This window comes from Candidatus Palauibacter irciniicola, from assembly GCF_965208695.1.
GTDB classification, from domain to species: domain Bacteria; phylum Gemmatimonadota; class Gemmatimonadetes; order Palauibacterales; family Palauibacteraceae; genus Palauibacter; species Palauibacter irciniicola.
Map to the genome: position 1 here is coordinate 135,367 of NZ_OZ242352.1, position 18,785 is coordinate 154,151.

The 18,785-nt window shown below is 70.7% G+C and carries 17 protein-coding genes; 6 read left to right on the forward strand and 11 right to left on the reverse strand.

Annotated elements, in window-relative coordinates:
* Positions 1–30: 30 nt before the first annotated feature.
* Together ACOGI9_RS00580 and proB are read right to left on the reverse strand one after the other, a co-directional pair.
* Positions 31–1,365, reverse strand: coding sequence for a glutamate-5-semialdehyde dehydrogenase (locus ACOGI9_RS00580; protein WP_419857979.1), 1,335 nt, complete (start codon positions 1,363–1,365; stop codon positions 31–33).
* A complete protein-coding gene (gene proB, locus ACOGI9_RS00585; RefSeq protein ID WP_419857980.1) occupies positions 1,365–2,534 on the reverse strand; it encodes a glutamate 5-kinase in 1,170 nt (389 codons plus the stop codon). The genes ACOGI9_RS00580 and proB overlap by 1 nt, the downstream gene beginning before the upstream one ends.
* Before the next feature lie 177 nt (positions 2,535–2,711).
* Here proB and ACOGI9_RS00590 point away from each other — a divergent pair, with 177 nt between their 5' ends.
* Entirely contained in the window at positions 2,712–3,353 is a 642-nt protein-coding gene (locus ACOGI9_RS00590) for a hypothetical protein (RefSeq protein WP_419857981.1), read from the forward strand.
* Positions 3,354–3,381: 28 nt separating this feature from the next.
* Here ACOGI9_RS00590 and ACOGI9_RS00595 read toward each other — a convergent pair whose 3' ends face one another.
* The 3 genes from ACOGI9_RS00595 to acs form a co-directional block, all read right to left on the reverse strand.
* The gene (locus ACOGI9_RS00595; RefSeq protein ID WP_419857982.1) at positions 3,382–4,170 is read right to left on the reverse strand and encodes a 3-keto-disaccharide hydrolase; all 789 of its coding nucleotides are present in this window, start codon (positions 4,168–4,170) and stop codon (positions 3,382–3,384) included.
* A gap of 115 nt (positions 4,171–4,285) precedes the next feature.
* Positions 4,286–5,443 carry an MFS transporter gene (locus tag ACOGI9_RS00600; RefSeq protein WP_419859305.1) on the reverse strand — a complete coding sequence of 386 codons (1,158 nt, stop codon included), beginning with the start codon at positions 5,441–5,443 and terminating at the stop codon, positions 4,286–4,288.
* 126 nt (positions 5,444–5,569) lie between these two features.
* Positions 5,570–7,555: an acetate--CoA ligase gene (acs, locus tag ACOGI9_RS00605; protein ID WP_419857983.1), complete on the reverse strand. Its 1,986-nt coding sequence runs from the start codon at positions 7,553–7,555 to the stop codon at positions 5,570–5,572.
* A gap of 165 nt (positions 7,556–7,720) precedes the next feature.
* Between acs and ACOGI9_RS00610 the strand changes: the two genes are divergently transcribed.
* Positions 7,721–8,029 carry a hypothetical protein gene (locus ACOGI9_RS00610; RefSeq protein ID WP_419857984.1) on the forward strand — a complete coding sequence of 103 codons (309 nt, stop codon included), beginning with the start codon at positions 7,721–7,723 and terminating at the stop codon, positions 8,027–8,029.
* A gap of 10 nt (positions 8,030–8,039) precedes the next feature.
* Positions 8,040–8,912 carry a cation diffusion facilitator family transporter gene (locus ACOGI9_RS00615; RefSeq protein WP_419857985.1) on the forward strand — a complete coding sequence of 291 codons (873 nt, stop codon included), beginning with the start codon at positions 8,040–8,042 and terminating at the stop codon, positions 8,910–8,912.
* On the opposite strand, the gene ACOGI9_RS00620 is transcribed toward ACOGI9_RS00615, so the two are convergent.
* On the reverse strand, positions 8,909–9,574 hold the full coding sequence (locus ACOGI9_RS00620) for a hypothetical protein (RefSeq protein ID WP_419857986.1): 666 nt from the start codon (positions 9,572–9,574) through the stop codon (positions 8,909–8,911). The genes ACOGI9_RS00615 and ACOGI9_RS00620 overlap by 4 nt on opposite strands.
* 76 nt (positions 9,575–9,650) lie before the next feature.
* On the opposite strand from ACOGI9_RS00620, the gene ACOGI9_RS00625 reads away from it, so the two are divergent.
* Complete coding sequence (locus ACOGI9_RS00625) at positions 9,651–10,058, forward strand: DoxX family protein (protein WP_419857987.1); 408 nt, start codon at positions 9,651–9,653, stop codon at positions 10,056–10,058.
* A 123-nt stretch (positions 10,059–10,181) separates the two neighbouring features.
* A complete protein-coding gene (leuS, locus tag ACOGI9_RS00630) occupies positions 10,182–12,665 on the forward strand; it encodes a leucine--tRNA ligase (protein ID WP_419857988.1) in 2,484 nt (827 codons plus the stop codon).
* 84 nt (positions 12,666–12,749) lie between these two features.
* Here the strand turns inward: leuS and ACOGI9_RS00635 are convergent, their stop codons facing one another.
* The 3 genes from ACOGI9_RS00635 to ACOGI9_RS00645 are packed head-to-tail and all read right to left on the reverse strand — an operon-like array spanning position 12,750 to position 15,309.
* The gene (locus ACOGI9_RS00635; protein ID WP_419857989.1) at positions 12,750–13,037 is read right to left on the reverse strand and encodes a Fe(2+)-trafficking protein; all 288 of its coding nucleotides are present in this window, start codon (positions 13,035–13,037) and stop codon (positions 12,750–12,752) included.
* Complete coding sequence (locus tag ACOGI9_RS00640) at positions 13,034–14,173, reverse strand: aminopeptidase (protein WP_419857990.1); 1,140 nt, start codon at positions 14,171–14,173, stop codon at positions 13,034–13,036. Before ACOGI9_RS00640 ends, ACOGI9_RS00635 begins: the two co-directional genes overlap by 4 nt.
* Positions 14,170–15,309: a DNA adenine methylase gene (locus ACOGI9_RS00645; protein ID WP_419857991.1), complete on the reverse strand. Its 1,140-nt coding sequence runs from the start codon at positions 15,307–15,309 to the stop codon at positions 14,170–14,172. Before ACOGI9_RS00645 ends, ACOGI9_RS00640 begins: the two co-directional genes overlap by 4 nt.
* 50 nt (positions 15,310–15,359) lie before the next feature.
* On the opposite strand from ACOGI9_RS00645, the gene ACOGI9_RS00650 reads away from it, so the two are divergent.
* Entirely contained in the window at positions 15,360–16,676 is a 1,317-nt protein-coding gene (locus ACOGI9_RS00650; protein WP_419857992.1) for a 3-deoxy-D-manno-octulosonic acid transferase, read from the forward strand.
* Here the strand turns inward: ACOGI9_RS00650 and ACOGI9_RS00655 are convergent.
* Entirely contained in the window at positions 16,673–16,891 is a 219-nt protein-coding gene (locus ACOGI9_RS00655) for a PLD nuclease N-terminal domain-containing protein (RefSeq protein ID WP_419857993.1), read from the reverse strand. The two genes, ACOGI9_RS00650 and ACOGI9_RS00655, sit on opposite strands and share 4 nt — an antisense overlap.
* Positions 16,888–18,780, reverse strand: a complete 1,893-nt coding sequence (locus ACOGI9_RS00660) for an ABC transporter ATP-binding protein (RefSeq protein ID WP_419857994.1) — start codon at positions 18,778–18,780, stop codon at positions 16,888–16,890. Before ACOGI9_RS00660 ends, ACOGI9_RS00655 begins: the two co-directional genes overlap by 4 nt.
* Between the last annotated feature and the right edge of the window lie 5 nt (positions 18,781–18,785).

The window sequence follows — 18,785 nt, forward strand, 5'->3', positions numbered from 1 at the left end:
AGGGGTGGGGACTCGGGAGGAGCGCCGTGCCTAGCTGTCCAGGGGGCGGTGGGTGAAGCTGCGCTTGCCGGGACCGTAGTCCGCGGCGCCCTGCCCTTCGCCGCGCAACAGCCAGCGCGTCGTGAGGAGGCCCTCGACGCCGACCGGGCCCCGGGCGTGGATGCGGGCCGTGCTGATCCCGACCTCCGCCCCGAGCCCGTAGCGGAATCCGTCCGCGAAGCGGGTGCTCGCGTTGTGGAACACGCTCGCCGCATCCACGGCCTTCAGGAACCGTTCCGCCACGGCCGGGTCCTCGGCCACGATCGCGTCCGTGTGACTGCTCCCGTAGGTGTGGATGAAGTCGACGGCTTCTTCCAGGCCCGCCACGGTCCGCACCGCCAGCGTGAGGTCGCCGAACTCGAGTCCCCAGTCCTCCTCGGACGCGGCCTCGGCCCACGGCAGGACCTGGCGGGAGGGCTCATCGCAGCGGAGTTCGACGCCGCGCTCGCGGAGCGCCTCGCCGATCGGTTCGAGCCGCGGCAGGAAGGTCTCGTGCACGAGCAGCGTCTCGGTCGCGTTGCAGGCCGCCGGGTAGTCGCACTTTCCGTCCACGGCGAGCCGTAGCGCCATCTCCGGATCCGCCGACGCGTCCACGTAGAGATGGCACACGCCCTCCGCGTGCCCCAGCACGGGAATCCGGCTCCGCTCCTGGATCGAGCGGACCAGTGCCCCCGACCCCCGCGGGATCACGAGGTCGATGAGGTCGTCCAGAGCGAGCAGTTCGTCGACATCCCGGCGGTCCGGAACGCCGAGGACGGCGCGGCGATCGAGGCCGGCTTCCTCGAGGGCCCGCTGCAGACAGCCGACGAGCACCTCGTTGGAGCGGGCCGCCTCGCGGCCGCCCTTCATGATCACGCCGTTCCCGGAGCGGATGGCGAGCGATCCGATCTGGATCACCGCGTCGGGCCGGCTCTCGAAGATGATGAGCAGGACGCCGAGCGGGCTGCGCACCCGTTCGAGCACGAGCCCCTCGTCGAGTTCCGTGCGCGTGAGGACGCGATCGATCGGATCCTCGCCTTCGACGAGCGCATCGATCCCTTCCAGCAGGCTTTCGAACTTGGCCTCCGGGAGCCCCAGCCGGTGGAGGAGGGACCCGGAAAGCCCTTCCTCCGCCGCGCGCGCCAGATCCTCGTCGTTCGCCCGCGAGATCTCGGCCCGCGACCGGACCAGCACCGCTTTCAGCGCGCGCAGCGCCGCCGTCCGGCGCTCCGCCTCGGCACTTCCGATGGTGCGTTGCGCCGCCCGTACTCCGGCCGCCCGCTCCCTCAGCGTCTCCATCGGTTCCCGCGTCTCCGTCGCTTCCCGCTTCAGTGTCGTTGCTTCCATCAGGATTCCTTGAGGATGAGATGCTCCCGCCCCACGACCTGGACGCCGGCCCCCGCCTTGTGGGAGATCGCCTGGAGGACGAGCCGCGACTCGAGCGCGACAACGCCCCGTCCGACCAGGGATCCGTCGAGCGCCCGAACCTCGACCACGTCGCCGCGCCGGAACTCGCCTTCCGCCCGCACGACGTCCCCGGCTCTCAGCGACTCGCCGCCCTGTAGACGTTCGGCGCCCCCCTCCGCCAGGACCAGCGTCCCGCGCGGGTGGGAACAGTACGCGATCCAGCGGCTGCGCGAGGAGAGGGCGGCACGCGGCGGGATCCACGTCCCCTCCTCCTCGCCGGCCAGCACGCGGTCGAGCGCGCCCGGATCGACACCCGACGCGATGACGGTGTGGCAGCCCCCGCGCGACGCGATCCGGGCCGCCTCCAGCTTGCTCGCCATCCCGCCCCGGCCGGGCCCGGAACGGCCGTCGACATCGAGTCCGTGCTCATCGGGCCGGTCGATCCGGCCGACGAGCCGCGCGTCCGGGTCGCGCCGGGGGTCGGCCGTCATGACGCCCGGCACGTCCGTGAGGAGCACGATCAGATCCGCCGCCAGTTCGCTCGCGACGAGCGCCCCGAGCCGGTCGTTGTCGTCGAAGATCGGCCGCTTGCCGGTTCCCCGGTACACCCGATCGTTCAGCGAGATGGCGTCGTTCTCGTTCACGACGGGGACGACGCCGAGCCGGAAGAGACTCTGCAGCGTCTCGTGCAGGTTCAGGTAGCGCACCCGGTCGTCGAAGTCCGTCCACGTGATGAGGATCTGCGCGCAGGTGACGCCGAGCCGGGCGAACCCCTGCTGGTAGAGTTCCATGAGCCGGCTCTGGCCGATGGCGGCGCACGTCTGCTTCAGTTGGGCCGTCTCGGGCGGTTCGGGAAGCTGGAGGGCGACCCGTCCGAGTCCCACCGCACCCGAGGTCACGATGAGGACCTCCCGACCCTGCCGCCGCAGGCGGCTCGCGCTCTCCACGACGCGGAAGAGGCGTGAGAGGGCGATCGTCCCATCGTCGTGCGTGACGACGCCCGTCCCCACCTTGAGGACGATCCGGTCGGCCGTCGCGATCGCCTCGCGCCTGAGCGGAGGCGCGGCGGCGGCACCCTCGGGGGTCGGGACTGGTTGGAGCTGGCTCACCTCGAACGCCTCACAGCGGTACCGGGACCCACAGCCGGCCGCGGGGCCGGCGGAAGGCCACCAAAGGTACACGGGCGCCCCCCCGGCTCCAACCGGAGACCGTCAACCGCGGCCGAGTCCGAACGTTCTACGTATGGCAGAGAGGCACACGCCTCAACGCGGGGAGGGAGGCACGCCATGCGTAGAATCCTGTTGGTCATTTGCCTTCTGCTGGTCGCGGTGCCAGCGGCGGCGCAGATGCAGTTGGGAATTCGGACCGGAATCGCTGTGAACGGGGTCTCCCCCGGGTACCCCGAATCCATCACCAGGACCATCGCCGCCGCGGATGTGACGTTCCCCCTGAGCGGCCTCCTCGGCATGCGGCTCGGCGCGGCGTATGCGCCTCGCGGTGGAGAGAATTCGAATCCCAATCAGCCTGATGCGGGGTTCGTTCGCGGGACGCCTTGGACGACGACCAACCTGGCGCACCCACGCAACCAACTGGAGATGAGTTATGCCCAGTTCTCCGCGCTGCTCCATGCTTCGGTGGAGACGTCGGCAGGTCTCGTCGAGTTCGGCATGCTCGCCGGACCGTGGTTCGGATTGATCACATGGTGCAGGTATCGGAACGATCCGTGCGCCGACCGTGACAGGAGTGTTGACCGTTACGACTACGGACTGGCACTCGGCGGCGGAATGGAGATGGCAATCAGCGATGATGTCGGTCTGGCCCTCGAACTGATTCACTACCTCGGGTTGGCGGACATCAGGGACGACCGTCGCAAGACCACTACATCACAACTGGCCGGGCAGGTCGGATTCGTCTTCGATATCCCCTGAGGCCTCGGCGTTCCGTCAGGGAACGCAGCTACAGGCGGCGGACGCGGATGTTGCGGTACCAGACGGGGTCGCCGTGGTCCTGGACGCCGAGGTGGCCCTCGTGGTGCCGGCCGTAGTCCGGCCACTCCACGAACTTGCTCCCCGCCACCAACTCCTCCCATTCGGGCGAGGCGATCTCGTACTCGACGACCTGGACGCCGTTCAGCCAGTGGACGACCTGGTTGCCGTGGCGGACGATCCGGACCTCGTTCCACTCGCCGGCCGGGTTCGAGACATCCTCGGGAGGCGCGTGCAGACCGTAGTTCGATCCCGCCGACGTGAGCGGATCGCCTCCGTCGTAGTGCCCCGCGTTGTCGAGAACCTGCATCTCCGGGCCCGACTCGAACGCGCGTTCGGTGTTCTCGGAGATGCCGAAGAAGATCCCGCTGTTGCCGCCCTCGCCGACCTTCCACTCGAGGCGCAGGTCGAAGTCCGTGTACGTCTCGCGCGTGATGAGCGTCCCGCCCCCGACGCCGGGCGTGAAGGCGAGCGCGCCCTCCTTCGCGCTCCAGCCCGCGGGGACATCATCCATCCGGAATCCCCGCCACGCGTCGAGCGACTCCCCGTCGAAGAGGAGTTCGAAGCCTTCCGCGGCTTCCTCCGCGGAGAGTCGGTTGGCGGCCATTTGCGCCTCGGCGTCCGCGTCGGCCGGCGGCGCGTCCTCCATCTGCGATCCCGCCTCCGCCTGCCCGCACCCCAATGCGGCGACGGCGCCGAAGATCGGGAGGACCCACGTCGCCGGGCCCCCCGGCTTGAATGAACCGATACGTCGCTTCAAGGCTGAACTCCGCGTTCCGAACCGAATCGAGTGGCTCGTCTCACGGTAGACCCCGCGCCCGACCGCCACAACCACGCAAGGGCCCGAACAGCTCGCTTCTACGGCTATCCCGACGCTACCGGCGGCCGCCGGCGATGCGAGTCGCTTCGGGGCGGCGGCGGAGGGCAAGCATGCTCCACGTGCCGAGGGCCGGACCGACGACGAGGGGAGCGAAGGCCCACTCCCAGCCCAGCGCGGCCTCCCACACCGGGACGAGGCGGATGGTGGCGACGGTGAGCAGGAAGCCGATCGCCGTCTGCAGCGTGAGCGCGGTGCCGACGTACTCGGGTTCGGCGAGTTCGCTCACGCAGGCGGAGAACTGCGCGGAATCGGCGACGATCGCGAACCCCCACACGAGACAGACCGCGGCGACCGGCCAAACGGGACCGCCGAACAGGGGCCCGATGACCAGGCAGCAGGCGCCGCTCACCACCATGCTCCAACTCGTCACGGCCGTGCGCCCCACGCGGTCCGCGAGCACGCCGGCCGCGGCGGCGCCCAGTCCTCCGGCGGCGATCGTGCCGAAAGCCAGGTACGAGGCGAGCGAGGGGGTCGTGTCCGCGCTCGCGTCCGCCGCGAAGCTCGCCGCCAGGAAGGCCGGGATCCACGTCCACATCGCGAAGAGTTCCCACATGTGCCCGAAATAGCCGCCGTTGGCGAGCATCGTCGCCCGGTCGGCGAACATGCGCCGCACGGCGCGGGGGTCGAAGGGCGCGGCCGGCGCCTGGTGCGGGCCTGCCCGGAGCCCGGTCGCGGCGAGCACCGCCGCCACGACCGCGAGGCCCGAGGCGAGCAGGAGCACCGGCCGCCAGGCCCCGATCCCTCCGAGCGGCCGGAGCAGGTGGGGCATCGCGCTCCCGACGGCGAGGGCACCGATGAGGATCCCGATCGCCATCCCGCGCCCGGCGCGGAACCACCCGGCGACCATCTTCATCCCGGGCGGATAGACGCCCGCCAGCGCGACCCCCGTCACGAACCGGAGGACGACGGCGAGGGCGAGTCCGTCCGCGAAGAGGGCGATCGCGGCCGTGGCGGCCGCGCCGAGAAGGGCCGACCCGGCGATGAGCCGGCGCGGGTCCCACACGTCGGAGAGCGTGAGCAGCGCCGAGACGACGGCGCCCGTCGCGAAGCCGAGTTGCACGGAGGTCGTGAGCCAGGCCGCCCCGGCGTCATCCAGCCCCCACGCCTCGCGCAGTTCCGGCACGACCGCGCTGGCCGAGAACCAGAGGCTCATCGCGAGCAGATCGACCAGCGCGAGCAGCGCGAGCTGCCCCGCTCTCCGCGCACCGGTGTCCGGCGAAGGCGGGGTCACAGGCGTCGGCGGATGCGAGCGGGCGCTGGCGTCGGTCGGTCCTCTCGGCTAGCCCTCGCTGTCGGCGAATTTCTGTTGCAGGCTTCGCACCACGGCGGGGTCGGCGAGCGTCGTCGTATCGCCCAGCGCCCGTCCCTCCGCCACGTCGCGCAGCAGGCGCCGCATGATCTTCCCGCTCCGCGTCTTCGGCAGTTCGGCGGCGAAGATGAGGTCGGCCGGCCGCGCGATCGCGCCGATCTGCGCCGCCACGTGCCCCCGCAGTTCCTGGCGCAGCGCCTCGGAGGTCTCCGTCCCCTCCACCACGCTCACGAACGCGGCCACCGCCTGTCCCTTGATCTCATCCGAACGCCCCACGACCGCGGCCTCCGCCACGGCCTCGTGGTCGACGAGCGCGGACTCCACCTCCATGGTCCCGATCCGGTGGCCGGCCACGTTCAGCACGTCGTCCACGCGGCCCATGATCCAGTAGTAGCCGTCCTCGTCGACCCGCGCCCCATCGCCCGGGAAGTAGATGTCGGGCCACTTCGACCAGTACGTCTCGCGGTAGCGCTCCTCGTCGCCCCACACCCCCCGCAGCATCCCCGGCCACGGCGACGTGATCGCCAGGTAGCCGGACTCCGCCGGGTTCCCCTCCTCGTCGAGGATCGCCGCCTCGATGCCGGGAAAGGGAACCGTCGCCGTCCCCGGCTTCGTGGTGATCGCCCCCGGGAGCGGCGTGATCATGATTCCGCCCGTCTCCGTCTGCCACCACGTGTCCACGATCGGGCAGCGGCCGCCCCCGATGTGGCGGTCGTACCACACCCATGCCTCCGGGTTGATGGGTTCGCCCACCGTCCCGAGCAGCCGCAGCTTCGAGAGGTCGTAGCCCGCCGGCCAGTCGTCCCCCCACCTCATGAAGGCGCGGATCGCCGTCGGCGCCGTGTAGAACACCGTCACCGCCCAGCGCTCGCACAGATCCCAGAAGCGGCCCCGGTCGGGCCAGTCTGGCGACCCCTCGTACATCACCACCGTCGCCCCGTTCGAGAGCGGGCCGTAGACGATGTAGGAGTGGCCCGTCACCCACCCCACGTCCGCCGTGCACCAGTAGATGTCGTCCTCCCGGAGGTCGAACACCCACTTCGAGGTTGCGGTCACGTGTGTCATGTAGCCGCCGGTCGTGTGCATCACGCCCTTCGGCTTCCCCGTCGTCCCGGAGGTGTAGAGGATGTAGAGCAGATCCTCCGAATCCATCGGCTCGGCGGGGCAGTCCGCGTCCGCCGCGGCAATCAACTCGTGGTACCAATGGTCCCGGCCCTCGGTCATGTCGCACGACGGCGTGTCCACCCGGCCTCCGTGGGGCGCGGTCTCGGGGTCGGTCACGGCGGAGCGGCGGACGACGACGACGCTCTTCACGTAGTCGAGACCTTCGATGGCCGCGTCCGTGCTCGCCTTGAGAGGGATGATTCCGCCGCGGCGATATCCCCCGTCCGCCGTGATCACGCACGTGGCGTGGGCGTCCTCGATCCGGTCGCGAAGGGACTGGGGCGAGAAGCCTCCGAAGACGACGGAATGCGGGGCGCCGATGCGCGCGCAGGCGAGCATGGCGATGGCGGCTTCCGGAACCATGGGCAGATAGATCGCGACCCGGTCGCCCTTCCCGACGCCGAGCCCCCTGAGCGCGCTCGCGAAGCGGCACACCTCCTCGTGCAACTCGCGGTACGTGTAGCGCCGCACGTCTCCCGGCTCGCCCTCCCAGATCAGCGCGGTCTTCGAGCCGCGCGCCTCGAGGTGGCGGTCGAGACAGTTGTATGCGGCGTTGAGCGTGCCGCCGACGAACCACTTCGAGAACGGAGGATCCCACTCCAGCACGGTGTCCCAGGGCGTGAACCAGTCGAGCCGGCGCGCCCACGCCTCCCAGTACGCCTCGCGGTCCCGGCCCGCCTCGTCGTACGGGCCGCGGTCGCCCACGTGGGCGGCCGCGACGAAGTCCGCCGACGGTTCGAAAGTCCTCTGTTCGTCCAGCAGGACGTCGATTTCCCGGTGCTGTTCAGTCATGGAATCGCTCGAATGGGAGGGGAGAAACGGACGGGCGCGCTTGTCACGGAGCCGCCGGGGGCACCATCTAGTGTGCCGGCCGGGGGCCGCGTGGCGTGACAGTAGACGACGCCTGGCGGCGCAGGCAAGCACCCGGCGCCGCGGCGCGACGAAGCACGGAGTTTCATGACCGAAGACACGCTGACCCTCATCCTGATCATCGCCGGATCCCTGGGCGCGCTCCTCGCCCTCGCCTTCGGCATCTGGGTGGGACTCGGCTCTCCGGGGCTCTACGACAAGTACGCGCCGACGGGAAGGGCGCCGCGCGAGTCGCCCTGGCGCTGGTTGCTGGGCGGGCGGCAGCGCGCCCGTTCCAGCCGTTTCGACGCGGTAATGCGGGACGCGGAAGTCGAAGAGGAAGAGGACGAGCGGGAGGAGCCCGAGCGGTACTCGTCGAAACCGGACTTCAGCCGGGGGCGTCGCTTCCAGCGATGAGTCCGAAGCGGTGAATCTACCGGCGGACCGTCACGGCCGGGTGCGCCGCATACTCCTGTGGGTGCTGCTCGCGAACGTGGCGGTGATCGCGGCGAAGTTGATCGTGGGGCTGCGCTCGGGGTCGATCGCCGTGCTGGGCGACGCGGCCCACTCGGGCGTCGATGCGATCAACAACGTCGTAGGTCTCGTCGCGATGCGCCTCGCGGCCGCCCCGCCGGACGCCGAACATCCCTACGGACACGGCAAGTTCGAGACGCTCGCGGCGCTTGCCGTGGCGGCATTCCTCTCGGTCACCTGCTTCGAACTCGTGCAGAGCGCGCTCGACCGCCTCGTTCGGGGCGGTGCACCGCCCGACATCCAGCCGGAGATGCTGGCCGTGCTCGGCGCGGCCCTCGTCGTGAACACGGCCGTTGCGCTGGGCGAAGCGAGGGCGAGCCGGAAGTTGTCGAGCGACATCCTCGCCGCGGACGCCCGGCACACGGCCTCCGACGTCCTGGTTACGGCGGGAGTGCTGGTCGGGCTTGCGATCACCGACTGGACCGGCTGGGCCCCGGCCGATGCATGGCTCGCCCTCGCCGTGGCGCTCGTCGTGGCCCGCTCCGGCTACCAGATCCTCCGCGAGACGATCCCCGTCCTCGTCGACGAGCGGGCCGTCGATCCGCGGGAGATCGAAGACGTGGCGGGCCGGGTGCCCGGCGTGCGTGCCGTTACCGGGGTGCGCTCGCGCGGCAAATCCGTCGGGCGCTTCGCCGAACTCACGATCCGCGTCGCACCCGAGGAAACGGTGGTCAGCGCTCACGAAATCGCCGATGAGGTGGAACGGCGGGTCGCGGCCCAGATCGGATTCGCCGACGTGACCGTGCACGTCGAACCGCACGGCTAGTCCGTGGTCGCGTCGACCACCCACAGGCAGTGATCCTCCCCCAGAGTTTCGCACCGTGGGTGTGAGACGTCGCTCTCGGCTGCCCGATACGTCCGGAACGACTCGTCGATGATCCCGGACAGGATCTCGCAGCCGCGTCCGTCCTTGGCCGCTGTGGCCAGCAGGGGGAGGCCGCGCCGGATCACGAGCCCGTTCAACCCCTTCGCCATCCGGATCTCCGAGGAGGGACTGAGGCGGCGGGCGATCTTCTTCGCTCGCCCCCAGGCGAGGATCCGCCGGAGACCGGGGGGGATCAGCCGCCACCCGAAGCGCAGCATCACGCGCCCTCCGGGGCCGAAGGCCTCACGCGTGATCCGGCGTCCCGTGGAGGCGAAGATCTCCGGAGCATCGACCCGCCGCGCGACGAGTTCGAACAGGCTCGCCACCTCGGCGGCGCGCACGTCCCCGCCATCCTCCTCGTAACGGCGAATCTGCTTGAGCACGACGCTCGACAGCCCGAGTCGGCGGCGCAGGTTCAGAGAGAGGTCCACTTCCTCGAGTTCCCGCGGATCTTCGGGCGTGTCGAGGTCTCTGAGGGTCAGAAGAAGGGCGAGCGGAATGCGAACGGGGATCTCGCCCTCGAGCTCCCCGTCTTGTGCGCGCGGAGAATCAACCGGCATCATGGGTCGCAAGGCTACGGCGGTACTTCCGGGCCTGCAAGCGGCGCGGACGCCGGGGCCCCCCTTAATGGGAGGCGTCATGAATGCACCCGTCTCGAAGGAAACCACCCACGCCGTGCTCCGGGTCACCGCCGGCCTCATGCTGTGGCAGCACGGAGCCCAGAAGCTCCTCGGCATGTTCGGCGCGACCGCCGTCGAGTCCTGGATCGCGTGGCCGCGCGGCATCGCGGGACTCATCGAGTTCTTCCTGCCGATCCTCATCATTCTCGGGGTCCGGACGCGGTGGGTCGCCTTCATCCTCACGGGGCACTTCGCCGTGGTCTACTGGTGGCGCCACTTCTTCGCCCGCGACATGGAGTTCTGGCCGATCGTGAACGGCGGAGAGCTGGCCATCCTGTACTGCGCCATCTTCCTCTTCCTGTGGACGACGGGCAACGGGAAGTTCAGCCTCGACCACATGGTCCCGGGTCCCGGCCGGGAAGAGTAGCCCCAAGTTGTTCGGCCGCCGGTCCGGCCCCATCTTGTGCGGCCGGACGGCGGCCTCCGCAGGGTGCCGCCGTCTCCTGCATCTCCCCGGCGTGATCCCGTAGACGGAGCGGACCCGCGACCCATGTACGACCCGATCGCCATCGAATCCCGATGGCAGGCCTGGTGGGAGGAGAACGGGACGAACGAGCCCGACCTCGACGCCGCGGAGCGTCCGTTCTTCAACCTCATGATGTACCCCTACCCGTCGGCCGAGGGGCTCCATGTCGGGAACCTGTACGCCTTCACGGGGGCCGATATCTACGGGCGCTTCCGACGCCTGCGGGGCGATGACGTCTTCGAGCCCATCGGATACGACGCGTTCGGCATCCACTCGGAGAACCACGCGCTCAAGGTCGACACGCACCCGATGGAGTTGATCCCCTCGAACATCCGCAACTTCGAGCGGATGCTGAGGGCGGCGGGGCTCATGACGGACTGGTCGCGCACGGTCGATACGACGGATCCCCGCTACTACAAGTGGACGCAGTGGATCTTCATCCAGCTCTTCAAGGCGGGCCTCGCGGAGAAGAAGGAGGCCGCGGTCAACTGGTGCCCGCAGTGCCAGACCGTGCTCGCGAACGAACAGGTGATCGCCGGCCTGTGCGAACGGTGCGACGCCGCGGTCGAACAGCGGATGCTGAGCCAGTGGTTCTTCCGGATCACGGACTACGCGCAGCGCCTGCTCGACAACCTGGACTGGATCGACTGGTCGGAGACGACGAAGACGGCGCAGCGTAACTGGATCGGCCGCTCCGAAGGCGCGCGGCTGCACTTCCCGCTCTCGGGCGCCGCGGCCGGCGAGGGCGCCGGTCAGCCGGATCGGATCGAGGTGTTCACCACCCGTCCCGACACCCTCTTCGGCGCGACCTTCATGGTGCTGGCGCCGGAGCATCCCCTCGTCGAGCGGCTCACGACGGACGAGCGGCGCGCCGAGGTGGAGGCCTACGTGCGCGCGGCCGCGGCCGTCGACCTCGTGGAACGGCAGAAGACGGACGAGCGCGACAAGACCGGCGTGTTCACGGGCGGGTACGCGCGGAACCCCGCGACAGGGGAGGACATCCCCGTTTGGGTCGCCGACTACGTCCTCATGGACTACGGCACCGGCGCGATCATGGCCGTGCCGGGACACGATCAGCGGGACTTCGACTTCGCGCGCCAGTTCGGGTTGTCCATCGTGCAGGTCGTGTGCTCCCGCGCGGCGCTCCCGGAGGGTGCGGATCCCGCGGACGTCGGGGGAGCCGGGCCGGAAGCCGCCTTCGTCGAGCACACCGCCGATGAGATCCTCGTGAACTCCGGGCGCTTCAGCGGCATGGAGGCGGACGCGGGCGGGCGGGCGATCACCGAGTGGCTGGCGGAGCGCGGGCTCGCGGCGGCGGAGGTCAACTACCGGCTGCACGACTGGTGCATCTCCCGGCAGCGGTACTGGGGGCCGCCGATCCCCATCATCTACTGCGACGACTGCGGTGCGCAGGCGGTGCCGGAGGAGGACCTCCCCGTCGTCCTCCCGTACGTGGAGGACTTCCGCCCCACGGCGACGGGCGTGAGTCCGCTCGCGCGCGACGGAGCGTTCCACGCGGCGGCGTGTCCCGCGTGCGGCGCCGAGGCCCGGCGCGAGACCGACGTCTCCGACACCTTCCTCGACTCGGGCTGGTACTTCCTGCGCTACCCCTCGACCGAGTTCGACGACCGCCCGTTCGACCCCGAGCGGACGCAGGCGTGGCTACCCGTCAGCAGCTACATCGGAGGCGAGGAACACTCCGTCCTCCACCTCCTCTACTCCCGCTTCCTCACGATGGTGCTGCACGACCTCGGGCACGTCGAGTTCGAGGAGCCGTACGACCGCTTCCGCAAACACGGCCTCCTCATCCGGGACGGCGCCAAGATCTCGAAGTCGCGCGGCAACGTGATCCTCCCGGACCAGTACATCGCACGGTTCGGCGCGGACACGTTCCGCATGTACCTGATGTTCCTGGGCCCCTTCCAGCGGGGCGGGGATTTCCGCGACAGCGGTCTGGCCGGCCCCGAGCGCTTCCTGAAGAAGGTGTGGGACAGCGTGACGGCCGCGGCGGAGTCGGGGCGCACCGGGTTCGAAGACGTCGGGGTGGAGCGGGCGCTGCACACGACGATCCGGCAGATCTCCGAGGACCTCGAAGCGCTGAGCTACAACACGGCGATCGCCGCCGCGATGGACTACCTGAACACGTTGCGCGCCGGCGGGCGCACGGCCACGGTCGACGAGGTGCGGCCGCTCGTGATCATGATCGCGCCGGTCGCGCCCCACATCGCCGAGGAGTTGTGGGCCCGCCTCGGCGGCGCCTCGAGCATCTTCGATCACGCCGAGTGGCCGGCCTGGGACGAGAGCAAGCTCGTGGTCGACGAGGTCGAACTCCCGGTGCAGGTGAACGGCCGGCTGCGGGCGACGATCCGCGTGGCGCGTGGCGCCCCCGAGGAGGTCGTTCGCGAGGCGGCGCTCGCCGAGGCGAACGTGATCCGGCGCCTGGACGGGGTCGCGATCCGCAAGGTGATCCACGTCCCGGACCGCATGCTCAACCTCGTCGTCTCCTAGCGCGGCTTCGGCTCCTGGCGCGGCCTCGTCTCCTGGCGCGGCGTCAGCGTCGCGCCCGACCTCGAAGCGTCCGCCGCCTCCCGCCTACCAGTCGACGGAGCCTTCGGCGCCGGTGTCGATCGGGGCGGCGGTGCCCTCCTCGCCGAAGAGGTGGATCCGGAGGTTCTTGTAGAGGAACTCGCGCGCCGTGGCCTCGTGGAGCTTGAGCCCGTAGTGGTTGATGAGGAGCATCTGGCGCTGCTTCCACTCCTCCCAGCACGCGGCGCAGATTTCGGCCACGATCCGCTCGCCGAGTTCGCTCGGGAACGGGAGGCGCTCGATCCGGCCCTGGTCGTCGCGGCCGCAGCGCACGCAGAGGAACGGTTCCGTCATCTCGAACCTTTCGTGGTCGCGGAGTCGTCGGCCTCGCCGGGGCCTGTTTCGGCGGGGCCCGTGTCCGCGGGACTCACCAGGCGCGTCAGGGCCTCCCACGGGTCGCCGGCCGCGGCCTCCCGCATCAGCGCTTCGACGGAGGGCACCAGCGCGCCGTGCGACTCGTACACGCGCTCGAAGTCATCCAGCCTCGTGTAGTAGAGCAGGCGCGAGATCATCCACGCGTTGTCGAGACCGTCCGGGTCGAGCGAGCCGTACTGCGCGTGCAGCCGCGGCTTGTACTCCGTCTCGAAGCGTTGGGCCGCCGCCTCGAACACCTCGCGCTTGGCCGCCCGCTTCTCGTCGTCCGGCATGGCGGAGGCGTACACCTCCTCCAGCGGCGCGAGGATGGAATGGAAGAAGTGGCCGAATACGCGCGTGTCCTCCCACCTCCACTGCGCCCGCACGCAGGCGCTCTCGTCCGCCACCGCCTCGCAGAAGAACTCGATCGCGCCGCGGTACCCGACGAAGTTCGCGAAGCTCTCGTTGAAATCCGCCTGGCCGGTGGGGAAGTACGTGCTGTGCGTGATCTCGTGGATCACCGTCTCGACGAGCCCGAGGCTGTCGAGGCGCAGCGTCGTCGACATGATGGGGTCCGGGAACCAGCCGAGCGTCGAAAAAGCGGAGACGGGCCGGACCGACACGTCATAGCCTTCCTCGGCCAGGCCGGCGGCCTCCGCCCGGGCGTCGTCGAAGTCGAAGAATCCCTTGTACGGGACGTGGCCGACGATGGGGAACCACCACGTTTTCCAGCGCAGATCGAACTCCGGGGCGGCGAGCACGATCAGGACCAGCGTGTCGCGGTGGAGTTGCGTGAACGACTCGTAGCTCGCCCCCGCGCGCAGGCCCAGGTCGCGTTCCGCGAAGTCTCTCGCGTCGAGCACGAGCCGCAACTTGTCGCGCGTCTCGCGGGCCACGGTCGTGTCGTGGATCACGGCCCGGATGGGACGGCGCGCCGAGAGGATGCGGGCCTCCTCCCAGCCGGCGCGCAGGACGTACGCCGGCGAGCAGCCACCCGCGCACAGCAGGAGCAGCAGGAGCGCGGCGCGCCCGCGGGAGACGGGGAGGCGGGCGCGCCCCGGGCGCACGGCGCTCACGCGCACCTCACGTAGTGGAGGTGCTCACGCACGTCGTCGCGCAGGTAGCTCCGCCGCGGGCCGTCGGCGTCGCTCCGGTAGCGGCGGTAGGGCCGGTGGTGGAACGCATAGGTATCGGGCAGGCCGCGTTCGCGCAGCGCCGCTTCGATCGCGGCGCGGTCCAGGTGTCCCTCGTCGTTGTAGCTGAACAGGATGTGGCGTCCGTCCGCGGCCTCCAGCACCTCCCGCAGCGCGTCCGGAGCCCGGTGCTTCCGGCACCAGTCCGAGCGCTGCGCCTCGTCGGGGATGAGTCCCGTCTTTCCCCGGATCTCCGGCGGCACGGCCCAGCCGAGCGCGAGGAGTTCGGGGATGTGATAATACGCGGGATATTGCCGGCCGTTGTAAGGGGGGTCGAGATAGACGAGATCGACGGGACCGACGGATTCCAGGAGGCGGGCGGCGGGTCCGCGAAAGGCGCTGCAGGCACCGGCCCCTTCCCGGCGCGGAGTCGGATCGATCGGGCGAAGTTCGAGTGGGCGCAGGGCGTTCGGCTGCATCGTCTTCACGAAGGAGGCGTACACGCCCGTCGTGTTCGCCACGCGGTCGGCGGCCTCGATGAGCGTCGCGATCAGGAGTTGCGCCGCGGCCTCGCTGTGGGAGGATTCGCGCATCCACCGCTCGATCCGCGTCCGGACCCGATCGATCTTCCGTCCGTTCTCGGGGGAGAAGTACATGCGCCCGTGTTCGCGGCCGGCCGTTCCGTCGCTCGTGTAGTGCTCGGAGATGAACCCGCGGGCCGGACGCTCGCCGTCCTGGTGATCGCCGACACCGTCGATACCGTCCGGATCATCGAAGTCGGCGAGCCCTTCGAGCAGGGCGCGGTAGCCGATCTCCCGCTTCCCGTTGCGGGCCGCCGCCGGGAGGAGCGAGGCGGGATACCGCGGGGGCGCGTCGAGTTGGACCCGCGCGACCTGGAGAGCGTAGGAGGACGCCATCAGGTCGCCCGCATGCACCTGCCAGCCCCTCTCCTTGAGCGCCGCCGATACACTGGCGGTGCCGGCGAACGGGTCGCAGGCGACGCCGGGCGTCGCCTGGAACCGTTCCACGGTCTCCAGCAGGAAGGGGACGAGCTTCGTTTTGTTCCCGAGATAGCGCACGCGGGAGAATATGGAGACGGGATGCGGGCGAAAAGCTCCGGGGCGCGGCCGTGAACGCCGGGGCCCGCCTCACCGAGGCGGCCGCCGGTGTCGCGCTCGCGGCGGCGCCCCTGCTCCGCCGCGCCCGGCCGGACATCGCGCGGGCGGTGGAGGCACGGCGGCGCGGTGCCGCGGAGCTGGCCGCGTGGGGGCGGGGGCGGGAGTCCGGGCCGCTCGTGTGGCTGCACGGCGCTTCCGCCGGCGAACTGCTCGGTGCGGCACCGGCCATCCGGGGTCTGCGCGGTTCACCGTCCGGATCGCGCGCCGGCGGGCGGGCGCAACTTCTCGTCACGCACGGCTCGCCGTCGGGCAGGGCGGCGCTCGCGTGGCTCGATCCGGATCATGCGGGCCCGCCGCCGCTCGACCGCGCGCGCGACTGCGATGCCGCGCTCGCCGCCGTGCGGCCCGGCCTCCTCGTGTTCGCGAAGCTGGACGTGTGGCCCGGACTCGTGGCGGCGGCCGCGCGCGCCGGAGTGCCGGCCGCGCTCATCAACGGCACCGTCCGCGACGGGAGCCGCCGCTCCGGCGCCCTCGCCCGCCGGCTCTTCCGCGCGTCGTACGCGCGGCTGGACGCGGTCGGCGCCGCGAGCCCGGAGGACGCGGCGCGACTCGAGGCGCTCGGCGTCCGGCCGGGGGCGCTGACGGTGACGGGGGACGCGGCGTTCGACCTGGCGCTCGAGCGGGCGGACCGCGCGCGCGCCGACGGCTCGGCCGCCCGTTTCCGCGCCGCGCTCGGGGCGGCGGGCGGGGTGGCCCCGCGGCTCGTTGCCGGCTCGACGTGGCCCGCCGACGAGCGGGCGCTGCTCGATGCCGCGGCGGCCGTGCGACAGGGCGGCGGCCCGGGCTGGCAGCTCGTGATCGCGCCGCACGAGCCGACCGCCGCGCACGTCGACGCCCTCGTCGCGTCGTGCACGGCCCGCGGGGAACGCGTCATCCGCTGGAGCGAGATCGGCGATGCCGCCGCGGGACCCGACGTCTCCGTCATCGTCTTCGACGAGGTCGGCCGGCTCGCCGAACTGTACGCGGCGGGCGATGTGGCCTATGTGGGCGGCGGCCTCGGGGGCACCGGGCTCCACAACGTGCTCGAGCCCGCCGCGGCCGGGCTGCCCGTCGTCTTCGGCCCGCGCCACGACCGGGCCGACGCCCGCGCCCTCGCGTCGGCCGGCGGCGGGCTCGTCTCCCCGGCCGGCGCGCTCGCGGACACCCTGGCCGGGCTGGCCCGCCCGCCTCGCCGCCGGCGCCACGCCCGGGCGGCCCGCGCGTTCGTCGAGGCGGGCGCCGGCGCCGCCGCCCGCACGGCGGATCTGTTGCGCCCGCTCTGGCCTTAGCGCCTCTCCGCCCAGAGCTTCGGGCCGAACACGAACCAGAGCACGCTGCCGACGATGGGGCAGAGGAAGATCACAGCGACCCACAGCACCTTTTCTCGCCTCGGCGCCCTGGAAAGCGCGGTGATGCCCGTCGCCCAGAGGTTGAGGGCCACGAGAAGGGCCAGGAGCACGAGGCGCGGGTCCAGCGCCGCCGCCCAGTCCAGCGCGGCGTTCATGCGGCGGCCGTCGGCTTCTGGAACTGGAGGCGGTGGAGTTGCGCGTAGAGGCCGCCGCTCTCGAGCAGCGTGTCGTGCGTGCCGGATTCGCGGATGCGTCCGTGGTGGAGCACGAGGATGCGATCCGCCCCCTGGATGGTGGAAAGCCGGTGCGCGATGACGAGGCTCGTCCGCCCCTCCATCAGGCGTTCCAGCGCCGCCTGGATCTCCGCCTCGATCTCCGAGTCCACCGAACTCGTCGCCTCGTCCAGGAGCAGGATGGGCGGGTCCCCCGCGAGGGCGCGGGCGAAGGAAACCAGTTGGCGCTCGCCGACCGACAGGTTCCCGCCCCGCTCGCTCAGCGGTTCGTCGTACTTTTTCGGCAGCCGCGCGAGGTGACGGTCGACCCCGACCTGACGGGCCGCCTCGCGGATCTCGTCCCGCCCCACCGCCTCCCGGTCGAGCGCGATGTTGTTCGCGGCGGAGCCCGAGAAGAGATAGACGTCCTGCAGCACGAGGCCCATCCGGTTCCGCAGGTCGGCGAGCCGGAGGTCCCGGATGTCGACCCCATCCAGCGTGATGCGTCCGCGCTGCGGCTCGTAGAAGCGCATGAGAAGGCTGAACAGCGTCGTCTTGCCCGCGCCGGTCGCTCCGACGACCGCGAGCCGCTGTCCCGGCTCCGCCGTGAAGCTGATGCCGCGCAGCACCCAGCCGTCGTCCGGCGCGTCCTCGTCGAGCCGCCCCTCCGCCCCTTCCCAGGCCGCCGCGTGCGCCAGGGCGGGCGTCGTGACCCCCGCCGCATCCTCCTCCGGCGACAGGTACCGGAACCACACGTCCTCGAACTCGATACGGCCCTTCACGCGCGCCGGAAGCTCCGTCGGGTCCTTCGGATCCTCGATCCCCGGCGCCTCGTCCAGGAGCCGGAAGATTCGCTCCGAACTCGCCATCGCTCCCTGCAGGATGTTGTACTTCTCGGACAGGTCCTGGATCGGGCGGAAGAACCGTCTCGCGTACTGCAGGAAGGCCGCGATGACGCCGATCGTGAGCGTCCCCTGGAGGGCCTGGTTGCCTCCGTACCAGATGATCAGCGCGAGCGCGACGGACGCGAGCACCTCGACGACGGGAAAGAAGAGCGCGTAGTAGGTGATCGAGCGCAGGTGGGCCTCGAGGTGGTCATCGTTGATCTCGCCGAACCAGCGCGTCGCCGCCCGCTCCTGCCGGAACAGCTGCACCACGCGCACCCCCGTGATCCGCTCCTGCAGGAAGGCATTGATGCGCGCGAGCCGGATCCTGATGTCGCGGTACGCCTCGCGCACCTTCTTCCGAAAGAGCCAGGCGGCCACGAACACGAGCGGGAGGACCGCGAACGTCACGAGGGCGAGCCGCCAGTCCATGACGAGCATGGCGATCATGATGAAGGCGACCGTGAACACGTCCCCGAAGATCGTTACGACCCCGGAGGTGAACATCTCGTTCAGGACCTCGACGTCGCTCGTAATCCGCGTCATCAGGCGTCCGACCGGGTTGCGGTCGAAGTACGCGAGCCGCAGGCGCTGCAGGTGCCGGAAGATCTCCTGCCGCAGGTCGAGCATCACGTTCTGCCCGATCCACGTGGTCAGGATCGTGCGCGCGTATTCCAGCAGTCCGGAGAGGAGGAGCGAGACGAAGAAGATGATCGCAAGGGTGCGGATGGCGCCGAAATCGCCGTCCGGAATCGCGTGGTCGATGACCTCCATGGTCAGCCAGGGGCCGACAAGGGCGAGGCCCGAGGCGGCCACGAGCATCAGCACCGCGAGCGCGACTCTGCCCCGGTACGGTCTCAGGTACCCGAGCAGACGCTTCATGAGACGGGCGTCGTACGCCTTCCCGAGCGCTTCTTCTTCCTGGAGGGGACCGTCCGGCGCTTGCATGCCCC